This window comes from Polycladidibacter hongkongensis (assembly GCF_001561995.1).
Taxonomy (GTDB): domain Bacteria; phylum Pseudomonadota; class Alphaproteobacteria; order Rhizobiales; family Stappiaceae; genus Pseudovibrio; species Pseudovibrio hongkongensis.
The window spans coordinates 1-24713 of record NZ_LLWC01000020.1 but is presented as its reverse complement, the minus strand read 5'-3'; the positions used below and the strand labels follow the sequence as shown (position 1 = coordinate 24713).

Here is a 24713-nt window from a genome sequence, read left to right as displayed (position 1 = left end):
CTTGCGATGAAAATAACTGGAATTGATATTCGCTCCTGTCGCCACGAACCGGACACGGACCATAAACTCAAAGATGGTCGTCCATTAGCCTTCGAGTTTTTGGTGTTAAAACTTAAAACCGATGAAGGCATCGAAATTGACACGTTTGGTTTTGGTGGTCGTGCTGCAAATGCCATGGGGCAAGTAAGCGAGGATGTGGTCAAGCCGTTCTTCTTGGGTCGTGACACAGCTTACCGCGAGCAGAACTGGCATGAATTTCGCAAGTACAACCGGGCTTGGAATTTTGCGCAAAGCTATGTTCTGGCACCATTTGATATTGCTTGCTGGCTAGCCGAAGCAACTGCAGCCGATCTGCCTCTCTATAAGTATCTAGGAGCCTACCGTGATGCTGTGCCGATCTACGGCAGCTCTCTAACTCTGGACAGCGCTGAAGCATATGCCGCAGAAGCGCTGCGCCTGAAAAACCGTGGTTGGGCTGCTTATAAATTGCATCCGCCTGCGGATAACAAAGTGAGTGTTGCTGCCCATATTGCCTGCCGTGAAGCGGTGGGGCCGGATTTCAAACTTATGAGTGATCCGGTGGGGAATATGAACTTCCAGCAGAACCTCGCATTCGGCAAGCTATTGCAAGATCTCGACTACTACTGGCTGGAAGAAGCGCACTATGACGAGGCGAGCAGTGCAACCCGTGAGTTGGCGCGCTCCTTACATATTCCGATTGTCGGCGGTGAGTGCTCCGAGCATCACCCCGGCGGTGTGGCTGAATTGATTGCCAGCCGCGCAATCGACATCGTGCGGGCTGACGCGAGCTGGAGCGGCGGCGTGACGCCAATGATGAAAACCGCACACTTAGCTGAGGCGTTCGCTATGAACTGCGAAATTCACACAGCGATCTACCATCCACTGGAGTTGGTCAATCTGCACTGCGCGGCGGCTATGAAGAACTGCGAGTTCTTCGAGGTTCTGGTGCCAGAGCACCTGTTCAATATCGGTTTGAAGGAAGACATCCATATCGAAAACGGCATGGCCCACTTGCCGCAAAAGCCGGGTCTGGGCATCGATTTGGATTGGGACTTTATCGATAACTGCACGCAGAAAGTTTTCTAGCGTTTTTTGAGGTGGCGGCGTGCCGTCACCTTCGTTTGAAGAGGAGGGGAAAATGAAGAAGAAACAATTACATACATCTGGTTTGGATCGGCGCCAATTTCTAGCTGGTACAACCGCTGCGCTAGCGCTTGCCAGCGCGCCGGGACTAGCTTGGGCCAAAGGGGAGGCAGGCAGCTGGGTTGACGCGCATTGTCATGCATGGAGCTCCGATCTGAGCCGCTATCCGATGAACAAGGGCCGCACGCGGGAGGACCTCAAGCCAACAGATGTAAGCGCCAGCGGGCTGTTGCAACTGGAAAAGCCGCTCCGGGTGAACAAGATCGTGCTTGTACAGCACATTTGGTATCACGGCCTTGACAGTTCCTATCTGACAGACGCTGCCAAAGAGCATCCAGGCCAGTTTGCAGTTGTTGGCGCAGTTGGAGAAACCAATGAGCAGGGCCCGGCTCTCATGCTTGAGAAAAAGGCTGAGGGAGTTAAGGGCTTCCGCGTGCGTGGGTTTGGCACTGCTGATTGGGTGGCCTCGCCTATCATGAACGAGATGTTCAAAGTTGCCGCGAATGAAAATCTTAATATCTGCCCGCTAATCCGCAACAATGCCAAGATGGATGATGACGCTCTGCTGCATATTGCGGCGCTTTGCGACAAGCACCCACAAACCCGCGTTGTTATTGACCACATGGGTACTGTGATGCCCGGGGATGACAAGCAACTTGGTCGCCTGTTGGCACTTGCCAAAAGAGAGAATGTATTTGTCAAAGTCTCCGGCTTTAACAAGTTTGATCTGCCACCCTACGATAAACTGAAGTCGCAGATTGCGAAGCTGATTGAAGCCTATGGCGTGGAGCGTTTGATGTGGGGCTCTGACCTTCCGGTTCTTGAGTATGAAAAGCCGCATAACCTGCAGGCCTCATTTGATCTGATCAATTCTGGACTTGGCCTGAGTGCCGATGAAAAACAGTGGTTGCTGGCGGGCGCCGCTGAAAAGGCCTTTTTCTCATAACAAGAATGGAGGGCAGGAATGCAACCGAATGGGTTTAGCGGGTACGAACGTGTGTCCGGCCTGCCGGGTGTTCGGAACCACTTGCTGGTATTGAATGCGACAGGCCTCACAGCACCAACGGCGCGGCGGGTACATTCCTCCCTTGCCGGGTCAGTGCTTGCTTCAACACCATATGGCATGGGAATGATTGGTGATGATCTTGAGAGTACCGAGCGAGCACTTCTTGGCTTTGCTCTCCACCCCAACAACGGTGCTCTTCTTATCATCAGTGCGGACCGTCCGCGTTGTGATCGCTTAAGTGAGGTTGCAGCGCGCAGTGGTCGTCCGTTTTACGCTATTTGTCTTGATGAGGTGGACCATGATTGCCTCACACTGACAGATCGGGCCATTCGAGCAGGCGCGCGCTTGCTACACGAATGCTCCGGGCATAAACGGCGCGAATTTCCCCTTTCTGCGCTTCGCGTGGGGCTGGAGTGTGGGTTGTCAGACCCCACTTCAGGCCTAGCAGCAAATCCGCTCCTAGGCGCTGTTAGCGATCATCTGGTTACCAATGGAGCGCAAGTTATCCTTGGAGAGACGCTGGAGTGGCTGGGTACCGAACGTCAGTTAGCTGCGCGCGCCAAAGATGACGCCACAGGCAAAGCGATCATTGACGCTGTAAAGGGATTAGAATTCAGCGCGCTGGATGCTGGCATTGACCTGCTTGGCATCAATCCAAATGCTGCAAACATCCGCGGTGGCCTTTCAACAATCGAAGAGAAAGCAAGCGGTTCCGCCGCCAAAGCGGGATCTAGCCAGATACAATCCTTACTGAAGTACGGCGAGGCCCCGCAATCACCGGGCCTACACCTAATGAATGCTGCAAGTTATACGCCAGAATCGCTCAGCGGCTTTTGCAGCGCTGGAGCGCAGCTCAATCTTTTCACCACTGGTCTTGGCAACAGCTATGTGAGTGCATTGGCACCAACTATCAAGATCAGCGCTAATGATGGCACCTGTCGCCGCTTGCTAGAGCAGATTGATTTTGATGCAAGTGCGCTGCTTCTTGACAGCTCGCAATCTCTGGAAGCGGTTACCCAAGATCTTGTTGGATACATGTGTGCCGTTGCCAGCGGCGCCAGCACTTATGGCGAAATACTCAAAGAAGGTGATGAAACCATCAGCCGGTTTGGAGCTGCACTATGAGCCGAAAAATAGCCAGAGTACTACGGCAGGAGGATCCTATCGCCAATGTGATGCACGAGGTTGCGGCAGGTGACGAGATACACGTTCAAGGCCTTGCCTCTCCAAGGGTTTTTCAGGCCAAGGAGGCCATTCCCCGTTATCATAAAATTGCAGTGCAAAGCATCGAGGAAGGTGCGGTCATTCATCGCGGTGGCTTTGATATTGGTTTTGCCTACCAGCCGATAGAGATTGGCCAATGGGTACACATACATAATTTGCGCAGCCTGCGCAGCTCTACTTGAGGACAACGTGATGACTACGGCTGTATTGCCTCGTTCACTTGAAAAAGCTTTGAAATTCCGCCGAAAGCTAGCTGCGCGACAGCCTGTCTATGGTGCTTGGTCCACTCTGGGCAGCGCAGATGTAGCCTATCTCATGGCGCGTGCCGGTCTTGATTACTTAATAGTAGATTTGGAGCATGGCGCTGGCAGCATAGATGGCTTGCGCGCACAGGTTTTGGCGCTGGAACACTTTGATACGGCGATTATTGTCCGTTTGCCGGATCACTCTGCCGGTGCGATCAAGCGCATTCTGGATACCGGCGCAAGCGGACTGCTCGCGCCTTGTGTTGATGATGCTGAACAGGCGCGTTCCATTATGAGTTCTGCGCTTTTCGCCCCAGAGGGGCAGCGCGGGGTTGCCGTTGGGGCTATAACCGCCGCCGATTATGGCTATGAAGCGGAGAGCTATTTCGCCAATGCGAATGAGGCGATCACAGTGTTTTTGCAGGTGGAGAGCCCACAGGCTATCGATAACCTGCCGGAGATGCTTAAGGAAGAGCGCGTCGACGGCTTCTTTGTAGGCCCCAATGATTTGTCAGCTGCACTCGGTGTTTTTCGTGATTATGAGTGCGACATCTTCCAAAGCGCGCTGCATTCTATCCTATCGCAAGTCAAAGCTTCGGGAAAACTTGCTGGGTGCCTCCCATTTCCGGGCAAAAGCTCTGAGCAACTGCAAATGGAAGGTATTGCACTGGCGCCGGGAGGTTCCGATCAGGCCTTCTTGCGCAACGGCGCGATGTCGCTACTTAGATAACACGGGAAACTCCGATTATTATGTCAAAAAGAACCTTAGACGCTCCCGTAGCTCCGGCAATTTGGCCTTCGCTTATGGCCGGAGAAACGCCCCTTCAAGCAGTGACCTGCTATAGTCCAGCAGATCAAACCGAGAAAACCGGTTGTTATGAATGGGCAAACTCTGTGCATGTCGATGCCGCTGTCACGAAGGCGACAGCGAGCTTTACAAGCTGGAAAAACATGCCTTTGCCGCAGCGCAGCCGCCTTGTCTCCCAGTGGCTTGAGACTATTGAGGGAAGTGCTGAGCAGCTTGCGGCGCAAATCACACAGCAACAAGGCAAGCCGCTTCGAGAAGCAAATGCAGAGATTGGGAAATCTTTACGTGAAGCGCGTATGATGATTGCCTTTGCTGCAAACCATGGCGGGTATGAGCTGCCTTCAAGCCACGCAGAACAGCGCAATCTGTGTCTACGGCGCCCCTTAGGTGCGATCGCGGCGATATGTCCTTGGAATTTCCCTGTAATGACTCCGCTGCGAAAGGTGGTTCCTGCTTTACTCGTGGGCAACACGGCCTTGCTCAAGCCCTCTGAGTATACGCCAGCCGCCGCTCTTACATTGGTGAAGCTGGCAGATGGAATTCTGCCGGACGGTGTGCTGCAATATGTGTGTGGTGGTGCAGATGTGGCGGCGCAGTTGGTCGCCCATCATAACATCAAAGCTGTTGCATTTACCGGTTCGGTGACAACGGGCCAAAAGATCGCGGCTGTTGCGGGTGCAAACCTCACTCCTGTTTCCTTGGAGTTGGGCGGTAAAAATGCAGCGATCCTTGATCGGGATTGTGATCTTCCGGCAGTACTTGAGCAGGTGTTTGCAGCAGCGCTACAATGCGCAGGGCAACGCTGCACGGCCATATCGCGTCTTATTGTTCATGAGAGCCATCGAGACCGTGTTATCGAGCTCGCCAAAACTTATTTTGCCAAACTCATCGCTGGTGATGGACGCATAGAGAGGACCTCTTTGGGGCCGATTACCACAGCAGGCCAGCTAAAAGCGATTGAGGGCATTGTTGAGCGCGCTGTTTCTGCTGGGGCGGAACTTCTTCTTGGTGGGAAACGGTTTGCGCCGGATGCCAGCTCGAACGGTCTGTTTTTTCAACCAACACTGCTTGGTTGCAGCAACCTACAAAATCCGGCAGTTCAGGAAGAGGTATTTGGCCCGGTCCTGACGCTTGAGACCTTTAACAGTCCTGAAGAGGCCATTGAAAAGCTCAATGCCACCAAGTTCGGCCTGACCGCCGCTTTATTTAGCAATGACAGACACGTGCAGGATCTTGTACAGTCGCAGGCAGAGGTCGGCATGTTGCACATCAATCATGGCACAACACCTGATGACAACATGCCATTCATCGGTACGAAAAACTCGGGCTTGGGAACAGGCTCAGTCGGGCGCAGTTCGCTGGATTTCTTTACACGCGAGCAGTCAATTTACCAACGCTAATCGATGGCAAGTGGCTCAACTGAAAGCAGTCTGGAGCGATAGGATCGCTCCAGATGCCGCCGCATGAGGGCCGCGGCTTTGTCCGCGTCCCCTCCCAAGATGCATTCATAGATAGCTAAATGCTCTTTGTAGACCAAGCGATCATGCGCTTCTGGATCTTGCCACGTCGGGCGCTGCGCCAGCATTGTGTCTAGATAATCTCCATAAAGTGCGAGGATCATCTCATTGCCGGAAACGATAGCAATGCTTTTGTGAAACGCGTTGTCGGTTGCGAGGAACTGGGGGGTGCCGATAGCGTGATAGTTGTGCTCCAGCGCGTCGCGCATTAGCGCAATCTGCTGATTTGATGCCTTGTGAACTGCTTCGCGAACAGACCCGCATTCAAGATGCTGTCTGATTTGCTCCATTTGCGAAATGCTCTCGGTTTTCCCAAGAACTCGTTGGATTTGTTGCGCGGCTGTTTCTATAATCTGTGCCACTTTGGGAGTGGTAACCTGTGCCCTACGGCCAGGCTGTATTTCCAAGTATCCCGCAAGTTGAATACGCAGGATTGCCTCACGAATAATGGTACGCGATACATTGAACCGTTCACAGAGTTCGCGTTCCGATGGCAAGTTTGTGGTCTGCGAAAACACGCCTGACACGATTTCCGCAATCAGCGTTTCTGCTATCGTGAATGATGAGTGCTTTTCTATCGTATGCGCCATTGTTTCTTCCCCTATCGGTGCCGCCTTTTCGCAATAGCGCGTCCTAACAAATTACCTGAAACCATTCTATGCGACGAACTGCAATTTTAGTTTGTATTCAAAGTATGCCTGTGAGGTCCTTGGTGATTGAGAGAATGGTATGCCAAAAATGATAGATTGGCGACAAAGAATTTGTAAGTGTTATACATCACTTGTGTATTTGTCGTGAATTGGTATTAATTTGTCTACGCGCTCTCAGGGAGGCTGCTGAGCGCCAAGAAAATGTTGGGATCAACAATGACAAAGATTCTATCCGGTTTGCACGTGGCATTGCTTACGGGTTTCACAGATGCGGGTGAGTACTGCGCCAAACGCCAGGAAAACATTCTTGGCTATGTTTTGCGGCAAAACGTAACTGGCTTGTTTGTAGGCGGTAGCAGCGCAGAAGGCGCGCTGATGAGCTTTGCAGAACTGAAGCAGCAGCAAGTTCAATGTCGTGACAGTGCAAAAGCAACAGGCAAGCAGCTGATTGCCCATGTTGGGCAGCCATCTTTGAAAGAATCTATCGCGCTAGCGGAAAATGCGGCTGCGCTTGGATATGATGGGCTATCCGCCCTCCCCCCTCACTCTTATCCTTTCAATCAGCAGGAAATTTTCGAGTATTATCGTGCACTGTCTCAGGCAACCGATCTGCCGTTGATCGTGTATGAAGCGCCATTCCGGACAGGTCGCCCAACGCCGATTGATGAGATGGTCAAGGTGCTTGATCTGCCAAACGTAACTGGGTTGAAGTTCACCAGCTCTGATTTGTTTGGCCTATCTTGCCTGCAGAAAGCTCGCCCAGACGTTGCTTATTTCTACGGCTTTGATGAATTGCTCTCCAGCGCTTATGCACTCGGCGTAGATGGGGGTATTGGCACCACCTACAATGTCCTTGGTAACCTTTACATGGCTATCCATGAGGCGGCTCAGGCAAATGATCTTATGCGCATGCGTGAGTTGCAAATGATTTCGCAGGATTATGTTCGCGCGATCATACAAACCGGCGTTATGCCTGGCACCAAGCTCACTCTAGAAATCCTTGGCGTTGATTGCGGTCCTTCACGGGCGCCATTTACGCTTCGTGGAGATAATCCTCGCAAGATCATCGAGGATGCGGTGAACGCACCAGGCTTTAGAGACTGGATCGCCAAGTAAGATAACGGGGTGGCCTTTCGGTCACCTCTTGTCCGCTCGTAGATGCGAGCGGCCTGAATTTGTGGCTTCATCGGGAGGCAAGCCATAAACTATGATGACGACAAGTCACAGCAAGTTATTGCAGGTTGACGTTTCGTTATTGCTCCAGACCTCCTTAAAAAGGCTTGGCTTGAACCGCTAGGGGTTAGGCAAAGCCATAATAGTGTCACGCCATGCTCTGCTGTGTGACCTGATCGCTATGAGGTAACGAGATGAAATTCTCCAAAATCGCTGTTGCACTTCTTGGAATGACTTTGGCAACCAGTTCTTTCGCAACCACTTTGCGTTTGGCTGATACCATGCCTGAAGGTGTCCCAAACGCTGAAGGTGTTAAGTTCTTCGCTGAACGCGTTAACGAACTTACCGATGGTGAGGTCACTGTCCAAGTGTTCTCAAATGGTATTCTTGGCAGTGAGCGTGAGAACGTTGAGCAGGTGAAGAAGGGCGTGCTGGATATGGCGCGCGTCGCATCTTCCACTCTGGACAGCTTCACAAACTCTGTAAAACCAGTAACTCTTCCCTACGTATTCTCCAGCAGCCAGCACCTGATTGATGCCATGAATGGTGAAGCAGGCAAGCTTATTTTTGAAGGCATGGAAAAAGACGGTATCACCGCTGTTAACTTCTTCGTTATTGGCCCGCGTAGCTTCTACACCAAAGACAAGCCAATCAACACTCCAGACGACCTGAAAGGCATGAAGATCCGTGTGATGAACAGCCAAATGGCGATCAAAACCATGAATCTTCTTGGCGCTTCTCCAACGCCGCTGCCAATGGGTGATGTTTACACCGCGCTTAGCCAAGGTGTCGTTGATGGTGCAGAAAACGCAGTTCAGGCACTGATTGAACACCGCCATGGTGAAGTTGTGAACTACTACTCTTGGGATGAACACTTCAACTACCCAGAATTCATCATCATGGGTGAAGCAACCAAAGCCAAGCTGACCGCTGAGCAGCTCAAAGCTATCAAGCAAGCAGGTAAAGAAGCAACTGACTATGAAATTGGCCTTGCCATGAATGTTGTAGAAAAATCCGTTAAGGAAGCAACAGAACGACAGGGCATCAAATTCAACGAAGCAGATAAAGCTGCCTTCCAAGCGAAGGTTAAGCCTATCTACGACGAGTTGATTGCAGAACAACCAGACGCACAAAAAGTTCTCGACGCGATTGCTGCCGCGAAAAAATAAGTAAAACAGCGCCCTTTTCTGATGCAGATAAGGGCGCTGCCCATACGCTTTGGTCTGTGCCAACGTCCATAAAAAGCAAAACTCTTGGCTTTGCCTTGCATCACAAACTGCGGCAAGCTGTGTAGGATGGCCCCATGAAGAAACGCTTCAACCTAGCTATGGAGATCCTGCTAGGCTCCGTATTTCTGCTGATGTTGTGTCTCACAACTTGGCAAGTCGTCTCCCGCTTTATTCTCAATGATCCAAGTACCTTCACTGAAGAGGCGCTGCGCTTCTCTACAATTTGGTTGGTTATTCTTGGTTCCGCTTACGCCACCTATAATGACTTGCACTTCGGCATGACTTTGCTAACCGGCAATTTAAAGGGTGTAAAGGCTAAGATCTCCCGTCTGTTTACGCAGATCGTCATGCTCGCCTTTACAGTCGGTGTGTTTCTTTACGGCGGCTATGAAGTATACACCTCCAATATTTCTCAGGTCTCCCCTGTTTTGGGTGTATCGATTGGGGCGGTCTACAGCGTGTTCATGATTTCCGGCGTGATCAGCGTAATCGCGATCCTCGCCAAACTCTATGAAATCATTCGAGAAGCCTAAGGAGACCACATCATGGATATCACACAACAATCCATCCTAATCATGGTGGGAGTGTTTGCCTTCCTTCTCGTCACTGGCATTCCCATCGGGGTGGTGATGGTGATTTCGGCATTGCTTTCCATTGCAGCTTTCATTCCCATTGACAGCTCCCTGTTTATCGCCAGTCAGAAGATTTTTTCCGGGCTTGATAGTTTTGCGTTGATCGCGCTGCCCTTCTTTATATTTGCGGGCAATATGATGAACCGCTCAGGCACCGCACAGCGCTTGATCGACTTTTCAAAGCTAATTGCTGGCTCTATTCCCGGCGCTTTGGCAATCACCAATATCATTGGCAATATGATTTTCGGGGCTATTAGCGGCTCGGCTATTGCCTCTGCCACTGCTATGGGCACAACGCTTACTCAAGCGCAGAAGGATGAAGGCTATGACCCGGCCTTTGCCGCAGCCACAAATATTGCTTCTGCTCCAACGGGGATGCTGATCCCCCCAAGTGGTTTGTTTATCATCCTGTCGCTTGTGAGCGGAACGTCGATTGCCTCGCTGTTTATGGCTGGATACATTCCAGGGCTGCTCATGGGCCTTGGCTGTATAATTGTCGCAGTTATCGTCGCCAAGAAAAAGGGCTATCCGGTTACCCAGTTCCCGGGCATTAAGCAGGCATTTTTAATCACAATTCGGGCAATCCCGGTGCTCTCGCTCATTGTAATTGTAATGGGTGGTATTGTTTCTGGTGCGTTCACCGCAACAGAGGCCTCAGCTGTTGCTTGTGTTTATTCCATATTGCTGGCGCTGTTTTACCGCGAAATGGATATCAAGGATTATTGGAATGTTGTGATTGCAACGGTTCGCGGCTCAGTGCCTGTGCTGTTTATGATTGCCGCTTCGGGCATTATGTCTTGGGCATTTGCTCTAACCGGCATTCCCGGCATGGTGAAAGATCTTGTGCTATCAATCCCAAACCCGATCCTTATTCTTTTGGTGGTTAATCTCTTGCTGCTGATTATCGGCACATTTATGGATGCGGCCCCAGCGCTATTGATCTTTACGCCAATTTTTATGCCAATTGCCTTGGCGGTCGGCATGGATCCTATCCAGTTTGGCGTGATGATCGTGTTTAACCTGAGCATTGGCATCATCACACCGCCGGTTGGAACATTGCTGTTTGCAGGCTCAGCTGTAGCGGGAGTGCCGGTTGAAAAGGTAATCAAAGAGCTGATCCCTTACTTCGCGGTGCTGTTTGTGACTTTGATGATCGTCACGTTTGTACCAGCGGTTAGCACGTTTTTGCCGAGCCTGCTCTGACCAACAAAACACCCAGGGGGAGAGCGTTACTCCCCCTCTTTCTTCCCTTCTCCTCCTCTCTTCTCCTTCTTGCTGTGGTAGGTTTCTATGAGCAATTACAGAAGTTTACAAAACGACGTCGTTTCTCACATTCGCCGTAACTTTGATGCGATCGGCAATGGCAACCCCAAAATTGGTGGTGTAGATTTTAAATGGAAAATGTGCGAGCCGGGCTACTGGGTTGCTGGGTTTTATGTGGGTGAATTGTGGCTGGCCTATCAAATTACGGGTGATGAGCGCTTCAAGAACCAAGCGCGCCAGCGTAATCCATTTTTTCAGCACCTTTTGCATGTGCCGGAGCTGCTAAATCATGATCTAGGCTTTCTGTTTTCTCTGACGCAGGTGGCGGATTACAAGCTGACAGGCAACCGCGAGGCGCGGGAGCTAGCATTACGCGCTGCCGAGGCATTGCGCGGCCAATACCAGCAAATGGGTGAGTTTATTCAGGCGTGGCCACTTACCAAGATTAATACAGAGAACCGGAATGAGCTGGCCGCTGGCCGGATGCTGATTGATAGCTTTGAAAATCTAGCCCTGCTTTTTTGGGCGCATCAAGAAACCGGAATTCAGAGCTTTTATGATGTGGCTTATGCTCACGCGAGAACCGCAGTAAAGCACTTGATCCGTGAAGACGGTACCACGTTCCATACTTTTAAGTTTGATCCGGCGACGCAGGAGCCTATGTACGGGCAAACCTTGCAGGGCTATGCAGATAATTCTTGCTGGTCGCGGGGGCAGTCTTGGGCTGTTCACGGCCTGACCCAGATTTATGCCTACACCAAGGACAAAGCCTTCCTTGACGCTGCCAAGAAAGTGACCGATTTTGCGCTGGCTAATCTAACAGCGGAAAACATCTGCCCTTGGGATTACAAGTTGCCTAAGGGGAGTGAAGTTATTTGGGATTCATCTGCAACCGCTATTACTTGCGCCGGTGTGGCTGCACTTTCTCAAATCGAGGGCTACGAACAGTACCGCACAAAAGCACAGGCAATGCTGGATGGCTTGCAAGAACACTGTGATCTCACCGGCAATGCCGACGCAGAAGGCCTGCTCGACCATGGTGCGTATTTTGTGACCCGCGGCGACAAGCGCGCGATGTTGCCCTATGGCGATTATTACTATTTTGAGGCTATTCGCCGCCTAAATGGCGAGACCAATTTCTTCTGGTAACCAAGCCTAGGTTTGGATTGTAATGCGCTATTCTTGAGGCCTCGGCATAGTTCATGCTGAGGCCTTTTTCGTTGTAGATTTGCCTGCAATAATTCAAATTGGATGGGGAGTTAAGATAAAATGTACTCATCTAAGTATGAAATTTGGTGGGAGGAGTAAATGTCGAATTTTTCTGAGTACAAGGTAGATGATATTCACTGTGGGTCTCTATGCTGCCTACAAAATGAACTTATCTAGCGTATTTATTGATCACATAAAAACAGATAATTCTATTTAGATCTCCAAATTACTGCAAACTAAGGCGAATCCCGTATGGCACGGGTTTTGCTCGGTAACTCTTGCTGCGCCACGGTCCACGCCAGCGCGCTTCGACAAACGGTTTCATGCTCGCCCCCCGCATGCGGCTACAACGATGACCTACGCATTTGCGTATCGAGCCAAGAGATATCGAGATGAAGAAGATTGCGACGAGATTATTTAGCAGAAATGCCTTAGCGGGTACGCTCAGTGCGCTATTGGTTTGCAGCGGCGCTGCACAAGCCGCTCTTTTAGATGTCGAGAAAGATGAGCTGAAGCTCGGCTTCATTAAGCTGACGGACATGGCACCATTGGCGATAGCCTATGAGAAAGGCTACTTCGAGGATGAAGGCCTGTTTGTAACCCTAGAGCCTCAAGCCAACTGGAAGGTATTGCTGGATCGTGTCATCACTGGCGAGCTCGACGGCGCCCATATGCTGGCTGGTCAACCGCTGGCGGCTACCATTGGTTATGGCACTAAGGCACACATTGTAACGCCGTTTTCTATGGACTTAAACGGCAACGGCATCACGGTTTCCAATGAAATATGGCAGGATATGCTGCCACACATTGAGAAGATGGCCGATGGCAAGCCTAAGCATCCGATCTCGGCCCGTGCGCTTAAACCTGTCATCGAAAAGCTGCGAGATGAGGGCAAAAGTTTTGAAATGGGGATGGTATTCCCCGTCTCAACGCACAACTACGAACTGCGCTATTGGCTCGCTGCCGGCGGTGTGCACCCGGGCTTTTATTCGGAAACTGATGTAAGCGGGCAATTGCAGGCTGATGCGCTGTTGTCGGTTACTCCGCCTCCGCAAATGCCATCCACCATGGAGGCTGGCACTATTCATGGCTATTGCGTCGGCGAGCCATGGAACCAGCAGGCGGTGTTTAAAGGCATCGGCGTGCCGGTGATCACCGACTATGAAATCTGGAAGAACAATCCAGAGAAAGTTTTTGGTCTCACTAAGGAGTTTACCGAGCAAAATCCAAACACCACACTGGCACTCACCAAAGCCTTGATCCGCGCTGCAAAATGGCTTGATGAGAACGAGAATGCCAATCGTATGGAGGCGGTGGAAATTCTCTCGCGTTCAGAATATGTGGGCGCCGATGCAGAAGTAATCGCCAACTCGATGACAGGTACATTCGAGTATGAAAAAGGTGATATTCGCGCAGTCCCAGACTTCAACGTCTTCTATCGCTACTTTGCCACCTACCCTTACTACTCCGATGCGGTTTGGTACCTAACCCAAATGCGACGTTGGGGGCAAATCAGCACCCATAAAGATGATAGCTGGTATGACGAGACTGCCAAAAGTGTCTACCGTCCAGATATTTATCTGAAAGCTGCGAAAGAGTTGCTCGGCGAAGGTTACGTGAGCGAAGACGAGTTCCCATGGCAGAGCGATGGCTACAAAGCGCCAACACCTGCGGCAGATTTCCTTGACAACATTGGTTTTGATGGTCGCCAGCCAACCGCTTATCTGGAGAGTTTGGAAATCGGTTTGAAAGCCGGACAAACCATTAAGGATGCGCGCGTTGTAACCGAAGGCCAATAACCATGGCAGGCGGGCCTGTGCCCGCCCCCCAACCCAAATCAATCGGAAGGACTTCGTGATGAGTGTTTCATCTCAAACCCCGGGTGCAAAAGAGGCCGAAAACAAATTCGTGCCGCAACTGCAAACCGCATTGCGTAAATCTGCCACGGGTTGCGAGCGCCTTGGCCTAAGTATTCTTGTCCCCTTATTGCGCATAAGCGCTGGTGAAAACCCGCGCCAACAAAGTATCGAGCTGTCCCGCGTTTTACTGCTCCCACTCATCGGCATTCTCGCCTTTTTGCTTTTGTGGGGCACCATGGCACCACGCATTCAAACATCTCTGGGTGCGATACCCGGGCCTGCGGCAGTATGGGCGCAGGCTGAGAATCTATGGCAGGATCACCAGCGAGAGCGCGATAAGGCGACAGCGTTCTATGAACGCCAAGAAGCGCGCAACGTAAAGTTAATCGCTGCAGGCAAGCCAGAGAAGGTCAAGCAGCGCAAATACACCGGTAAACCCACCTATCTGGACCAGATTGTCACCTCGTTGTTTACCGTTTCCTTAGGATTTGTCATCGCAACGGTTGTTGCAGTCCCTCTGGGAATTGCCTGTGGGCTGTCACGGTTGGTGAACGGAGCCATGAGCTCGCTTATCCAGATTTTCAAACCGGTTTCGCCGCTCGCGTGGCTGCCAATTGTGACCATGGTGGTAAGCGCGACTTATGCGCAGCCTTGGGAATTTATGCCAAAGTCCCTGTTGGTTTCTGCGGTAACTGTAACCTTGTGCTCACTCTGGCCCACGCTGATTAATACGGCGCTTGGCGTGGCTTCGCTTGATAAAGACCTGATGAATGTGGGTCGCGTTTTACAGCTCTCCACCTTTACCACCATTCGCAAGCTGGTGCTTCCCTCTTCACTGCCGCTTATATTTACCGGCCTGCGGTTGTCCTTGGGGGTAGGCTGGATGGTGTTGATCGCAGCGGAAATGCTGGCGCAAAACCCCGGCCTCGGCAAGTTTGTGTGGGACGAATTCCAAAATGGATCCAGCCAGTCTTTAGCAAGGATTATTCTTGCGGTGCTCACCATCGGGTTGATTGGCTTCCTACTCGATCGGCTCATGTACGCGCTGCAAAACCTCGTCAGTCACTCAGAACCGAATTAGGAGCCAGCCATGACCCTATTGGAAATATCTGGCCTCTCGAAGAGCTTTCGGGCAGGCGATGTGGTGCGCCCAGTGCTGAGTAACATCAACCTCAAGGTTGATGCCGGAGACTTCGTCGCCATTCTCGGTTTTTCAGGCAGCGGCAAAACCACACTCATATCGGCACTGGCTGGCTTGATATCAGTCGACGAAGGCGGTGTGATTTACAAAGGCAAGGAGATTGACGGACCGGGGCCAGAGCGCGGCGTTGTCTTTCAATCTTACTCCCTGTTGCCTTGGCTCAGTGTTCGGCAAAACATAGCGCTTGCAGCCGATGCTGTTCATACCAAGCTGAGCAAGGCAGAGCGGCAAGCATTGGTTGCTCGTTATATCGAAACGGTTGGCCTTAGCCATGCGGCAGAACGTAACCCGGCGGAACTCTCTGGTGGTATGCGGCAACGGGTGGCCGTAGCGCGTGCCTTGGCCATGCAGCCGGAAGTGTTGCTGCTAGATGAGCCGCTCTCAGCACTTGATGCCCTCACCCGCGCAAAATTGCAGGATGAATTTGCCCAGATCTCGCAGGCAGAAAAGCGCGCCATGATCCTCATCACCAATGATGTTGATGAGGCATTGTTACTGGCAGACCGAGTTATTCCGCTCACCAAAGGGCCGGGGGCAACGCTGGGGCCGGAGTTTAAGGTCACGCTACCGCGTCCACGTGAGCGCAGCACGCTTAACTCCAACGCAGACTATATCAAACTGCGTGCTGATATCATCGAGTTCCTGTTGGCGCAGGATGATGGCTGCAAATGTGATGACGCTGCAGGCGCGCAAAAAGTTGTGCCGCTTGCGCAGGCTGAAGAGGCAGAGCCGTCCTTTAATCTCACCGGCTTTTCCGCGCCGGATAACCCACAAGGTGACACAGTTAAGGTAGCTTTTTTAAGCCTGAGCGGTATCAGCAAGGTCTATCCGACACCAAAAGGCCCGCTGACAGTGGTGGATGATCTTTCGCTTGATATCAAAGCTGGGGAATTCATCTCGCTAATAGGCCACTCGGGCTGTGGTAAATCTACCGTGCTATCCATGGTGTCGGGTCTAAACCCAATTACCAAGGGCAGCATCTCGCTGGATGCTTCGCCAATTACCAAGGCCGGACCTGACAAGGCTGTGGTCTTCCAAGCGCCCTCGCTGATGCCTTGGCTAAGTGCCTATGAAAATATTGCTCTTGGGGTGGATAAGGTTTTTGCAGATAAAACCAAGGCTGAGCGAGACGAGATCTGCAGTTACTACCTCGCCAAAGTGGGGCTTGCAGGGGCGAAAGATACGCTGGCGCGTGACCTTTCTAACGGCATGAAACAGCGGGTTGGCATTGCTCGCGCCTTTGCCCTCGCACCTAAGGTGCTGCTGCTGGATGAACCGTTCGGCATGCTTGATAGCCTCACCCGTTGGGAACTGCAAGACTTGCTTATGGATGTGTGGAGCAAGACCAAGGTAACGGCTATTTGCGTCACCCACGATGTAGACGAAGCCATCTTGCTCGCAGATCGCGTTGTTATGATGTCGAACGGCCCCAACGCCACTATCGGTAACATTATGGAAGTGGACCTGCCGCGCCCTCGTACGCGCAAAGCGTTGCTTGATCACCCAGACTACTATGCTTACCGCGAGGAATTGCTGGAATTCCTAGAGGCCTACGAAGGCGGCGCCAACCCCGCGCCAGAGCAATTGGAAGCCATTGCTGCCAAGCGGGCCGCACGCATTGCCAGACAAAACTTAAATTTGGGAGCTGCCCAATGACACAAGCAATCAATCGCCAAAAACTGGTAATCATTGGCAACGGCATGGCGCCGGGCCGTATGCTCGAGCACTTGCTGGATATGGATGCGAACGCCTTTGACATTACTATTTTTAATAGTGAGCCGCGGGTAAACTACAACCGCCTGATGCTTTCTCCCGTATTGTCGGGAGAAAAGAGCTACGAAGAAATCATCACCCACGATGACGTCTGGTACGCCCAGCACGGTATTTGCCTGCACAAAGGGGAGAAGATCACCCAAATCGACAGTGTAACCAAACAGGTTACCAGCGAGAGCGGACGCATTGCCGCCTATGATAAACTGGTCATTGCCACAGGTTCCTCTCCGTTCATTTTGCCGATTGAAGGGGCTGACTTGAACGGGGTCGTCACCTACCGCGATCTGGATGATGTGGAAACCATGCTGGTAGCCGCCAAAAGCGGCGGTCATGCGGTTGTTATTGGTGGCGGTTTGTTGGGGCTGGAAGCGGCGGCGGGTTTAAAGCAACAGGGTATGGAGGTCACCGTTCTTCACCTCATGCCAACTTTGATGGAACGCCAGCTAGATGAAGCCGCAGGCTACCTGCTTGCCCAAGCTTTTGAGCGCTTAGGGATTACTGTGCTCACCAAGGCCAGTACCAAACGCATTATAACCGAGGACGGCTGCGTAAGCGCCATAGAGCTGGAGGATGGCCGCATACTTGACGCGTCAATGGTAGTTATGGCGGTGGGTATTCGCCCCTCAGCTGCTCTGGCTAAAGATGCAGGCTGTGATGTGAACCGCGGTATTATTGTAAATGATGCCATGCAAACCAGCGTGGCCGATATTTACGCTCTTGGAGAGTGCGTCGAGCATAACGGCATGTGTTACGGCCTTGTGGCCCCGCTCTATGACATGGCCAAGGAGCTGGCCAAAACCTTACTTGGCGAAGCGGGAAATTACCAAGGATCGGTAACAGCTACCAAGCTTAAAGTAACCGGCATTGACCTTTATTCGGCGGGTGATTTTGCCCAGGGCAATGACCGCGAGGAGATCGTACTGCGCGACGCCAGCGCTGGTGTTTACAAGCGTCTGGTGTTGAAAGACAACCGGATCATCGGCGCGGTGCTTTATGGCGAGACATCAGACGGGCCTTGGTTCTTCGATATGCTCAAAAAGCAAACCGATATTAGCGAAATGCGCGAAACGGTGATATTTGGGCAAGCCTATCAGGGGGGCGCTCAAGTGGACCCCATGTCAGCCGTTGCAGCCTTGGCGGATGACGCCGAAATTTGCGGTTGCAACGGCATTTCCAAACAAACCATTTGCGCGGCGATCAAAGAAAAAGGCTTAACAAGTCTTGATGATGTGCGCGCTCACACCAAAGCCAGTGCCTCTTGTGGCAGCTGTACCGGTTTGGTGGAACAGCTTCTCGCCTATCAGTTGGGGGATAGTTACAACCCGCAGGCGGTGACACCGATTTGCCCCTGCACTGATTTGGGCCATGATGAAGTGCGGCGGCTAATTATCGCTAAGGGGCTGCGTACCATTCCGCAAGTCATGCAGGAGTTGGAATGGAAAAGTTCATGCGGCTGTGCCAAATGCCGCCCGGCACTAAACTATTATCTCGTGTGTGCTTGGCCGGGTGATTATGCCGACGATTATCAATCCCGTTTCATTAACGAGCGTGTCCACGCCAATATCCAGAAGGACGGCACCTATTCTGTGGTACCGCGGATGTGGGGCGGGATGACCTCCTCTAATCAATTGCGCGCCATTGCCGATGTGGTGGACAAGTTCAACATTCCTTCAGTCAAAGTCACCGGCGGGCAGCGGATCGATATGCTCGGGATCACCAAGGATGACCTGCCCGCCGTCTGGGAAGACCTTGGCAAAGCGGGATTTGTTTCCGGCCATGCTTATGCCAAGGGATTGCGAACGGTAAAAACCTGCGTAGGCACCGATTGGTGTCGCTTCGGCACACAAGATTCCACCGGCTTTGGCATCCGATTGGAGAAATTCATGTGGGGCTCATGGACGCCGGCAAAGCTAAAGCTTGCCGTGTCTGGTTGCCCGCGCAATTGCGCAGAGGCGACTTGCAAAGACATCGGCGTGATTTGCGTTGATAGCGGATACGAGATCCACTTTGGTGGTGCCGCTGGCCTTGAAATTCGCGGAACTGAAGTGCTGTGCACTGTCCCAACCGAAGATGAGGCGCTGGAATACATAGTGGCTCTTACGCAGATGTATCGCGAGCAGGCCCGTTATCTGGAGCGAATTTATAAATGGGCGCAGCGGATCGGCTTTGATGAAATCCGCGACCGGCTGATGAATGATACCGCAGCGCGCAAGGCCTATTTTGAGCGATTTGTCGAATCCCAAAAAGTGGCTCAAGTGGACCCATGGGAGGAGCGGGTGAGCGGCCACGATGCGCATGAGTTTGTCCCGCTGGCCACCATTAGTTCGGAGGCAGCAGAATGAATGTGCAGAGCAAAAACTGGTTGGAAATTGGCCGACTAGAAGACATCCCGCCGCGCGGTGCCCGCAAAGTAAAACTGGGATCCGTGACAATTGCGGTGTTTCGCAGCGCCAATGACGAGGTCTTCGCACTGGAGGATAACTGCCCGCATAATGCAGGGCCGTTAAGTGAAGGTATCGTTCACGATGATTGCGTGACCTGTCCGCTGCATAACTGGGTTATCTCACTTAAAAGCGGCGAGCCACAAGGAGCGGATGAAGGGGCTGTCAGACGCTATTCGGTCGAGTTGGCAGATGGTGTTATCCGCCTATGTACCAGTCCTATTGAACCATTCAACGGAGACGCCCATGAATAGTCATGCGGCTGCTTTGGAAAAAACGGTCCATACAACCTGCCCTTATTGCGGTGTCGGCTGCGGTGTGCTGGCAAATGTGAGGTCAGATGGGACGGTTGAGATTACAGGTGATCCAGAGCATCCGGCAAATTATGGCAGGCTGTGCTCCAAGGGAAGCGCTCTAGCCCAAACACTTGGCACCGAAGAGCGCTTGCTTACACCGCATATTTACGGGCGCAAAGCGGATTGGAATGACGCGTTGGATTTGGTGGCCCGCAACTTCAGCGAGGCGATTGACACTCATGGGCCCGACTCTGTGGCGTTCTACGTTTCTGGGCAGTTGCTCACCGAAGACTACTACGTCGCCAATAAGTTGATGAAGGGGTTTTTCGGCTCGGCGAATATCGACACCAACTCGCGGCTTTGTATGGCCTCCGCCGTAGCGGCGCATAAACGGGCCTTTGGTGCCGACCATGTTCCCTGCACCTATGAGGATTTGGAGGAGGCGGATCTTATTGTGCTGGCTGGCTCAAACCTTGCGTGGTGCCATCCGGTGTTGATGCGGCGCATTGAGGCAGCCCGCCAAAGAAAGCCGCAAAAGCTGGTGGTGATAGACCCGCGCCGTACCGCCAGTGCTGAACTGGCCGATTTGCATTTGCCAATTCTACCAGATGGTGATCGCGCGCTGTTTTGTGGTCTGCTGAATTATTTGGCGACGAGTGGCCACTTGGACAGCAAGTTTATAGAAGCGCACACTTCCGGTTTTGAGATTGCGTTGGCAGCTGCCGCACAATGGGACGATGAAAAGGTCTGCCAAGCTACAGGCTTGACGGTTCATCAGCTTGAGGCGTTCTACGCCCTTTTTGCGACCCATGAAAAAACGGTCAGCGTGTTTAGCATGGGCATCAACCAATCTAGTATCGGCACCGAAAAAGCTGGCACCATTATTAATTGTCATTTGGCAACGGGGCGTATTGGCAAAGCAGGCGCAGGCCCGTTTTCCATGACAGGGCAGCCCAACGCCATGGGCGGGCGCGAAGTTGGCGGCTTGGCGAATATGCTGGCAGCTCATATGGATTTGCAGAACAGTGCGCACCGCAAGCTTGTAAAGTCGTTTTGGGACGCGCCAAAGATTGCCAAAAAACAGGGCCTCAAGGCGGTGGAATTGTTTGAAATCGTTCGCAAAGGTAAAATCAAAGCGCTCTGGATTATGCACACCAATCCAGTGGTGAGTATGCCCGCAGCTGCTAAGGTTGAAGAAGCTTTACAGACCTGTCCGTTTGTGGTGGTGTCAGATATAACCAGCAATACAGACAGTGCTCGCCATGCCCATGTCTTACTGCCTGCCAGCGCCTGGGGCGAGAAGGACGGCACTGTAACCAATTCAGAGCGTCGCATCTCGCGTCAACGCCCATTCATGCAAGCACCGGGTAAAGCAATGCCAGATTATTGGCAGCTTGCCCAAGTGGGGCAGCGCATGGGCTTTGGTGGGGCTTTTGACTATTCAAGCCCTGCACAAATTTTTCGCGAACACGCTGCTCTTTCGGGCAAGAAGAATACAGCAGAGGAAGGTATAGCCAGAGACTTTGATATCAGCTGCTTTGAAGAAATAAGTGGACGCGACTACAATGCGTTAAAGCCATTTCAATGGCCAGTACACAAGTTCGGTCATGACAAATCAAGATCGCGCTCCTTTGCAGATGGCCAGTTTTTTCATTCTGATAAAAGAGCCAAGTTTATCGAAGTTGCACCGCCCATCGGTTCAGCGCTTGCAGCTAGGGATAGGGAGCGGAAGCAATTTTACCTAAACACTGGCCGTCTACGCGACCAATGGCACACCATGACGCGCTCTGGTCTTTCTGAAAGGCTGTGCGCGCACCTGCCCGAACCATTTGCAGCAATTTCTCCTGATGATTTTAAAGAGATGAATTTGCAAGTGGGTGACGTGGTTACTCTTAGCAATGGCTTAGGTCTGGTGCAGTTGCGGGCGTTTGAGAGTGATGCGCAAAAGCCGGGTGAAGTTTTTGTGCCTCTTCATTGGAGCGACCAGTTTGCCAGCAATGCGCGGATTGATAAGCTTATAAAGCCTGATCCGGACCCAATATCCGGTCAACCGGCGTTCAAACACAGCCACGTTCAAATCAAGCGCTGCTCAGGGGCTGTTTATGGTTTCGCGGTAAGTCGGCACCGCCCGAGATTCCAAACAGTTGACTATGCAGCGGCTGTGCCATGCGCTGGCGGTTGGCGGCTGGAGTTTGCGCATCATCGTCACTTGAAGAAGCAAGAGATCCTGCATTTGCTTGGGTTGGATGAACTGGTTTCAGCGCAATTGAAATGCTTCAGCTACACCAGCGCGCAAGGTGGGGAACGGTTTGGGCTCAGTAACTCGCGGTCCCTGCAAGCATTGGTCTTCTGTGATGCCCAGCCAGTGAAGGTGCAGCGCGATTACATTGTCGAACTCTTCACACAGCCCTTGCCGTGCGGCTCTGATCGTCACTTGTTGTTGGCGGGAAAGCCGGCTGGAGATCAACCAGTAAAGGGACCGATTGTCTGCTCCTGCGAAAGCGTTGGGCGTTACCAATTGGAAGCGGCCATCAAAGGCGGAGCGGTATCCTTGGAAGAACTGGTAAGGCAAACCGGAGCGGGAAGCAATTGCGGATCGTGTCGGGTAGAACTGGGGAGAATGCTTGATGCGCAACACCAGCATGCATAGTCGAAATAAGCAGAACACCAGCCACAAAGGCTTGTGGCAAGCGCAGTCGCACCCCTCTCGTATTGAGGCGCTGTCAGTTTTGCCGGTGTTCTTTTCGCTCCACGGTAAAACGGTAATTATGGTTGGGGCGAGCGACGCTATTCTATGGAAACTGGAACTCATTCTTGCGGCAGGGGCGGATGTGGAACTGTTTATTGGCACGCAAGAGCCGTCGCATGAGCTGCTAGATTTTATTGCAGAACGGCCGAAGGTGCGAATGCGCCGCCAACAGTGGGAGCCCGCGGCGTTTATTGGCAAGGCCTTTGCGTTGGCTGATTTGACGAAAGGGGATGAAGCAGCGCGCTTTTATCAAAGCGCAAAAGCGCAAGGCTTGCCCGTTAATATCATAGATCAACCAGAATATTGTGACTTTCAGTTTGGTTCTATAGTGAACCGTGGACCTTGCGTAATCGGAATCTCTACCTCTGGTGCTGCTCCGGTACTTGGGCAAGCGATCCGGCAACGATTGGAGGCGGTTTTACCACAACAGCTCTCTCAGTTTGCCCGGTTGGCGCGGCGACTACGGCCTCTGGTTATGAGTAGACTGACCACCAGCCAAGAGCGTCGGCATTTTTGGTGGGCATTTGTCGATCGGATATGGTCGGAAGGAAGTAGAAATACTTTGCTTAAAACGGATTGTGCAGCAGTTGCATATGCACAGGTTGAGCATTCCAACAGGAACTTGGCCCAAAAAACCGCATTGACGCAATACATTAGTGCCCCACTTGCCGGCTCGGACTATTTGACCCTAAGAGATCTGCGCGTTTTGCAAACAGCAGAGGTCATCTACTACGAGAATGGAGTTCCAGAAAAGGTGCTTGAGCTGGCCCGACGCGAGGCGCTGCGTCGGCCTATTGCTGAAAGGCCGGTCGAAGATGAACACATGGCCGTTGTGGTGACATGTGAACGGCTCCCAAATGTGGTGCAAATAAAATAGAGCGAGCAGATGCGATATCTACGCTGTAAACACAGTTACTCTAAGTTTGTTGCGCAGCACAACTCTACATCAAGTGACAGTATAGACACTACAGCCTCAAGGGTCAGAAAGGTTTAGTCGGCGTTTCGGTCGGTTTCATCTGCAAAGTAAATGGCGGCAAATGCCCGTGTAACGGCCTCTTTGGCTTCTTCCCGGTTTCGCTCGATATGTTGACGTACTACAAGCACCGCCTTGTCAACATCACCCTGCCCAATTGCCTGAGCAACAGCTTTGTGGTTTGGAGCTTGGCGGGCTGAACGATCCTTTGAGTGCGAAAGCTTGTTCTGTAGGTCAATTAGTCTGAAAAAACGAATTCGACTGTTGAGATTGGTGAGTATCCGCTCAAACTCTGGATTCCCCGTTGCACGCGCAATTGCAAGATGAAAATCTTCATCCAGACCTAAAAGCTCTTCAAGATCCTTAGCATCCTGATGGCGCTCGGCTATTGCGTCCAGACCGGCGGCAAAACTCTCTAACTCAGCTGTTGTTTTGCGCAGAATTGCCATGCGCGTTGCCTCTGTTTCGATGGCAACTCTTGTTTCATACAGTGAGAGGACCTCGTCAGGGTTAAACGGACGAACAAAAAACCCCCGGCGCGCTTGAAAAGTAAGATATCCCTCAGCAACAAGGCGGTTCAATGCCTCCCTTACCGGGGTGCGGCTCGTGCCAAATTTCTTTGCAAGTGCGACTTCATTAATCTGCGACTCTGGCTTGAGGTCAAATCGCTCAACCATGGTGCGAAGTCGCGTATAGACCTGTGCTCCGCGGTCTTCCGCCATTTGATCTTCCTTTATATCGACGCGGGTTTAGCTTGCTATAGCACACTCCCGCCAAAACACTATTGATAAAAACACTTTGCTGTATTATTAATTGTCGACAGTAAGGTCGACGAGTGTGTCGGCGTAAAAAGTGGCTAAGGAAATACAAATGAAACCTGCATCCCCAAAAACAATGAATGGTGCACAGGCAATACTCCGGATGCTTGAACTTCACGGTGTCACGCATGTGTTTGGCCTGCCAGGTGAAACGACAATTCCCTGGTATAAAGAGTGGGGATCTGGTTCAGATATCGAATACGTTCTAACCCGTGATGAGCGTACCGCGTCCTATGCTGCAGAGGCCTACGCAAAAATTACAGGGCGTCCTGCCGTACTGGAGGCGCCTAGTCCCGGCGTAACCCATTGTATTGACCCAGTGAATTCCTGCTCATGCTACAGTGAGGAAAATGGTAGCGATGAGTGAGACATTGGAAGACGGTTTCAAGCGTTGGACAGCGAAGCGCAAATCGGCGCTTGTTATTGAGATCCTGCAGGGCAAGACGACGGTGGCCGAGGCTAGCCGTTCTTACGACCTGTCCC

21 protein-coding genes are annotated in these 24713 nt (G+C 52.0%); 19 read left to right on the top strand and 2 right to left on the bottom strand.

The window, feature by feature from the left end; translation table 11 throughout:
* The first annotated feature begins 6 nt into the window (after window positions 1–6).
* The 6 genes from AYK82_RS07770 to AYK82_RS07745 are packed head-to-tail and all read left to right on the top strand — an operon-like array spanning window position 7 to window position 5847.
* Window positions 7–1107: an enolase C-terminal domain-like protein gene (locus AYK82_RS07770; protein ID WP_068313710.1), complete on the top strand. Its 1101-nt coding sequence runs from the start codon at window positions 7–9 to the stop codon at window positions 1105–1107.
* Between the two features lie 52 nt (window positions 1108–1159).
* Complete coding sequence (locus tag AYK82_RS07765; protein ID WP_068313707.1) at window positions 1160–2110, top strand: amidohydrolase family protein; 951 nt, start codon at window positions 1160–1162, stop codon at window positions 2108–2110.
* An 18-nt stretch (window positions 2111–2128) separates the two neighbouring features.
* Complete coding sequence (locus tag AYK82_RS07760; RefSeq protein WP_068313704.1) at window positions 2129–3295, top strand: UxaA family hydrolase; 1167 nt, start codon at window positions 2129–2131, stop codon at window positions 3293–3295.
* The gene (locus AYK82_RS07755; RefSeq protein ID WP_068313701.1) at window positions 3292–3576 is read left to right on the top strand and encodes an SAF domain-containing protein; all 285 of its coding nucleotides are present in this window, start codon (window positions 3292–3294) and stop codon (window positions 3574–3576) included. The genes AYK82_RS07760 and AYK82_RS07755 overlap by 4 nt, the downstream gene beginning before the upstream one ends.
* A 10-nt stretch (window positions 3577–3586) precedes the next feature.
* Window positions 3587–4369, top strand: coding sequence for an HpcH/HpaI aldolase family protein (locus tag AYK82_RS07750; RefSeq protein ID WP_068313699.1), 783 nt, complete (start codon window positions 3587–3589; stop codon window positions 4367–4369).
* A 20-nt stretch (window positions 4370–4389) separates the two neighbouring features.
* Window positions 4390–5847 carry an aldehyde dehydrogenase family protein gene (locus AYK82_RS07745; protein WP_082733812.1) on the top strand — a complete coding sequence of 486 codons (1458 nt, stop codon included), beginning with the start codon at window positions 4390–4392 and terminating at the stop codon, window positions 5845–5847.
* Here AYK82_RS07745 and AYK82_RS07740 read toward each other — a convergent pair.
* Window positions 5844–6554, bottom strand: a complete 711-nt coding sequence (locus AYK82_RS07740; RefSeq protein ID WP_068313693.1) for an FCD domain-containing protein — start codon at window positions 6552–6554, stop codon at window positions 5844–5846. The two genes, AYK82_RS07745 and AYK82_RS07740, sit on opposite strands and share 4 nt — an antisense overlap.
* Window positions 6555–6830: 276 nt before the next feature.
* On the opposite strand from AYK82_RS07740, the gene AYK82_RS07735 reads away from it, so the two are divergent.
* The 12 genes from AYK82_RS07735 (at window position 6831) to AYK82_RS07680 (ending at window position 23316) form a co-directional block, all read left to right on the top strand.
* The gene (locus AYK82_RS07735) at window positions 6831–7730 is read left to right on the top strand and encodes a dihydrodipicolinate synthase family protein (RefSeq protein WP_068313690.1); all 900 of its coding nucleotides are present in this window, start codon (window positions 6831–6833) and stop codon (window positions 7728–7730) included.
* Window positions 7731–7981: 251 nt separating this feature from the next.
* Window positions 7982–8956, top strand: coding sequence for a TRAP transporter substrate-binding protein (locus AYK82_RS07730; RefSeq protein ID WP_068313688.1), 975 nt, complete (start codon window positions 7982–7984; stop codon window positions 8954–8956).
* Window positions 8957–9090: 134 nt separating this feature from the next.
* Complete coding sequence (locus tag AYK82_RS07725) at window positions 9091–9549, top strand: TRAP transporter small permease (protein ID WP_082733811.1); 459 nt, start codon at window positions 9091–9093, stop codon at window positions 9547–9549.
* A gap of 12 nt (window positions 9550–9561) precedes the next feature.
* Window positions 9562–10851: a TRAP transporter large permease gene (locus AYK82_RS07720; RefSeq protein ID WP_068313683.1), complete on the top strand. Its 1290-nt coding sequence runs from the start codon at window positions 9562–9564 to the stop codon at window positions 10849–10851.
* An 87-nt stretch (window positions 10852–10938) separates the two neighbouring features.
* Complete coding sequence (locus tag AYK82_RS07715; protein ID WP_068313680.1) at window positions 10939–12060, top strand: glycoside hydrolase family 88 protein; 1122 nt, start codon at window positions 10939–10941, stop codon at window positions 12058–12060.
* Window positions 12061–12512: 452 nt separating this feature from the next.
* Window positions 12513–13919: a CmpA/NrtA family ABC transporter substrate-binding protein gene (locus tag AYK82_RS07710; protein ID WP_068313677.1), complete on the top strand. Its 1407-nt coding sequence runs from the start codon at window positions 12513–12515 to the stop codon at window positions 13917–13919.
* 58 nt (window positions 13920–13977) lie between these two features.
* Entirely contained in the window at window positions 13978–15060 is a 1083-nt protein-coding gene (locus tag AYK82_RS07705; protein WP_068313674.1) for an ABC transporter permease, read from the top strand.
* A 9-nt stretch (window positions 15061–15069) separates the two neighbouring features.
* Window positions 15070–16836: an ABC transporter ATP-binding protein gene (locus AYK82_RS07700; RefSeq protein ID WP_068313672.1), complete on the top strand. Its 1767-nt coding sequence runs from the start codon at window positions 15070–15072 to the stop codon at window positions 16834–16836.
* A complete protein-coding gene (gene nirB, locus AYK82_RS07695; protein ID WP_068313669.1) occupies window positions 16833–19295 on the top strand; it encodes a nitrite reductase large subunit NirB in 2463 nt (820 codons plus the stop codon). Before AYK82_RS07700 ends, nirB begins: the two co-directional genes overlap by 4 nt.
* Entirely contained in the window at window positions 19292–19648 is a 357-nt protein-coding gene (nirD, locus tag AYK82_RS07690) for a nitrite reductase small subunit NirD (protein ID WP_068313666.1), read from the top strand. The genes nirB and nirD overlap by 4 nt, the downstream gene beginning before the upstream one ends.
* A gap of 13 nt (window positions 19649–19661) precedes the next feature.
* Window positions 19662–22340, top strand: a complete 2679-nt coding sequence (locus AYK82_RS07685) for a nitrate reductase (RefSeq protein ID WP_156453297.1) — start codon at window positions 19662–19664, stop codon at window positions 22338–22340.
* On the top strand, window positions 22318–23316 hold the full coding sequence (locus tag AYK82_RS07680) for a precorrin-2 dehydrogenase/sirohydrochlorin ferrochelatase family protein (protein WP_068313659.1): 999 nt from the start codon (window positions 22318–22320) through the stop codon (window positions 23314–23316). The genes AYK82_RS07685 and AYK82_RS07680 overlap by 23 nt, the downstream gene beginning before the upstream one ends.
* A gap of 113 nt (window positions 23317–23429) precedes the next feature.
* On the opposite strand, the gene AYK82_RS07675 is transcribed toward AYK82_RS07680, so the two are convergent.
* Window positions 23430–24134: a GntR family transcriptional regulator gene (locus AYK82_RS07675; RefSeq protein ID WP_068313656.1), complete on the bottom strand. Its 705-nt coding sequence runs from the start codon at window positions 24132–24134 to the stop codon at window positions 23430–23432.
* Between the two features lie 148 nt (window positions 24135–24282).
* On the opposite strand from AYK82_RS07675, the gene AYK82_RS07670 reads away from it, so the two are divergent.
* Complete coding sequence (locus AYK82_RS07670) at window positions 24283–24597, top strand: thiamine pyrophosphate-binding protein (protein WP_068313652.1); 315 nt, start codon at window positions 24283–24285, stop codon at window positions 24595–24597.
* Window positions 24598–24713 lie beyond the last annotated feature (116 nt).

Coding starts and splice junctions, on each gene's coding strand:
- AYK82_RS07770 (WP_068313710.1), top strand. CDS start 7: ATGAAAATAACTGGAATTGATATTCGCTCCTGTCGCCACGAACCGGAC.
- AYK82_RS07765 (WP_068313707.1), top strand. CDS start 1,160: ATGAAGAAGAAACAATTACATACATCTGGTTTGGATCGGCGCCAATTT.
- AYK82_RS07760 (WP_068313704.1), top strand. CDS start 2,129: ATGCAACCGAATGGGTTTAGCGGGTACGAACGTGTGTCCGGCCTGCCG.
- AYK82_RS07755 (WP_068313701.1), top strand. CDS start 3,292: ATGAGCCGAAAAATAGCCAGAGTACTACGGCAGGAGGATCCTATCGCC.
- AYK82_RS07750 (WP_068313699.1), top strand. CDS start 3,587: ATGACTACGGCTGTATTGCCTCGTTCACTTGAAAAAGCTTTGAAATTC.
- AYK82_RS07745 (WP_082733812.1), top strand. CDS start 4,390: ATGTCAAAAAGAACCTTAGACGCTCCCGTAGCTCCGGCAATTTGGCCT.
- AYK82_RS07740 (WP_068313693.1), bottom strand. CDS start 6,554: ATGGCGCATACGATAGAAAAGCACTCATCATTCACGATAGCAGAAACG.
- AYK82_RS07735 (WP_068313690.1), top strand. CDS start 6,831: ATGACAAAGATTCTATCCGGTTTGCACGTGGCATTGCTTACGGGTTTC.
- AYK82_RS07730 (WP_068313688.1), top strand. CDS start 7,982: ATGAAATTCTCCAAAATCGCTGTTGCACTTCTTGGAATGACTTTGGCA.
- AYK82_RS07725 (WP_082733811.1), top strand. CDS start 9,091: ATGAAGAAACGCTTCAACCTAGCTATGGAGATCCTGCTAGGCTCCGTA.
- AYK82_RS07720 (WP_068313683.1), top strand. CDS start 9,562: ATGGATATCACACAACAATCCATCCTAATCATGGTGGGAGTGTTTGCC.
- AYK82_RS07715 (WP_068313680.1), top strand. CDS start 10,939: ATGAGCAATTACAGAAGTTTACAAAACGACGTCGTTTCTCACATTCGC.
- AYK82_RS07710 (WP_068313677.1), top strand. CDS start 12,513: ATGAAGAAGATTGCGACGAGATTATTTAGCAGAAATGCCTTAGCGGGT.
- AYK82_RS07705 (WP_068313674.1), top strand. CDS start 13,978: ATGAGTGTTTCATCTCAAACCCCGGGTGCAAAAGAGGCCGAAAACAAA.
- AYK82_RS07700 (WP_068313672.1), top strand. CDS start 15,070: ATGACCCTATTGGAAATATCTGGCCTCTCGAAGAGCTTTCGGGCAGGC.
- nirB (WP_068313669.1), top strand. CDS start 16,833: ATGACACAAGCAATCAATCGCCAAAAACTGGTAATCATTGGCAACGGC.
- nirD (WP_068313666.1), top strand. CDS start 19,292: ATGAATGTGCAGAGCAAAAACTGGTTGGAAATTGGCCGACTAGAAGAC.
- AYK82_RS07680 (WP_068313659.1), top strand. CDS start 22,318: ATGCGCAACACCAGCATGCATAGTCGAAATAAGCAGAACACCAGCCAC.
- AYK82_RS07675 (WP_068313656.1), bottom strand. CDS start 24,134: ATGGCGGAAGACCGCGGAGCACAGGTCTATACGCGACTTCGCACCATG.
- AYK82_RS07670 (WP_068313652.1), top strand. CDS start 24,283: ATGAAACCTGCATCCCCAAAAACAATGAATGGTGCACAGGCAATACTC.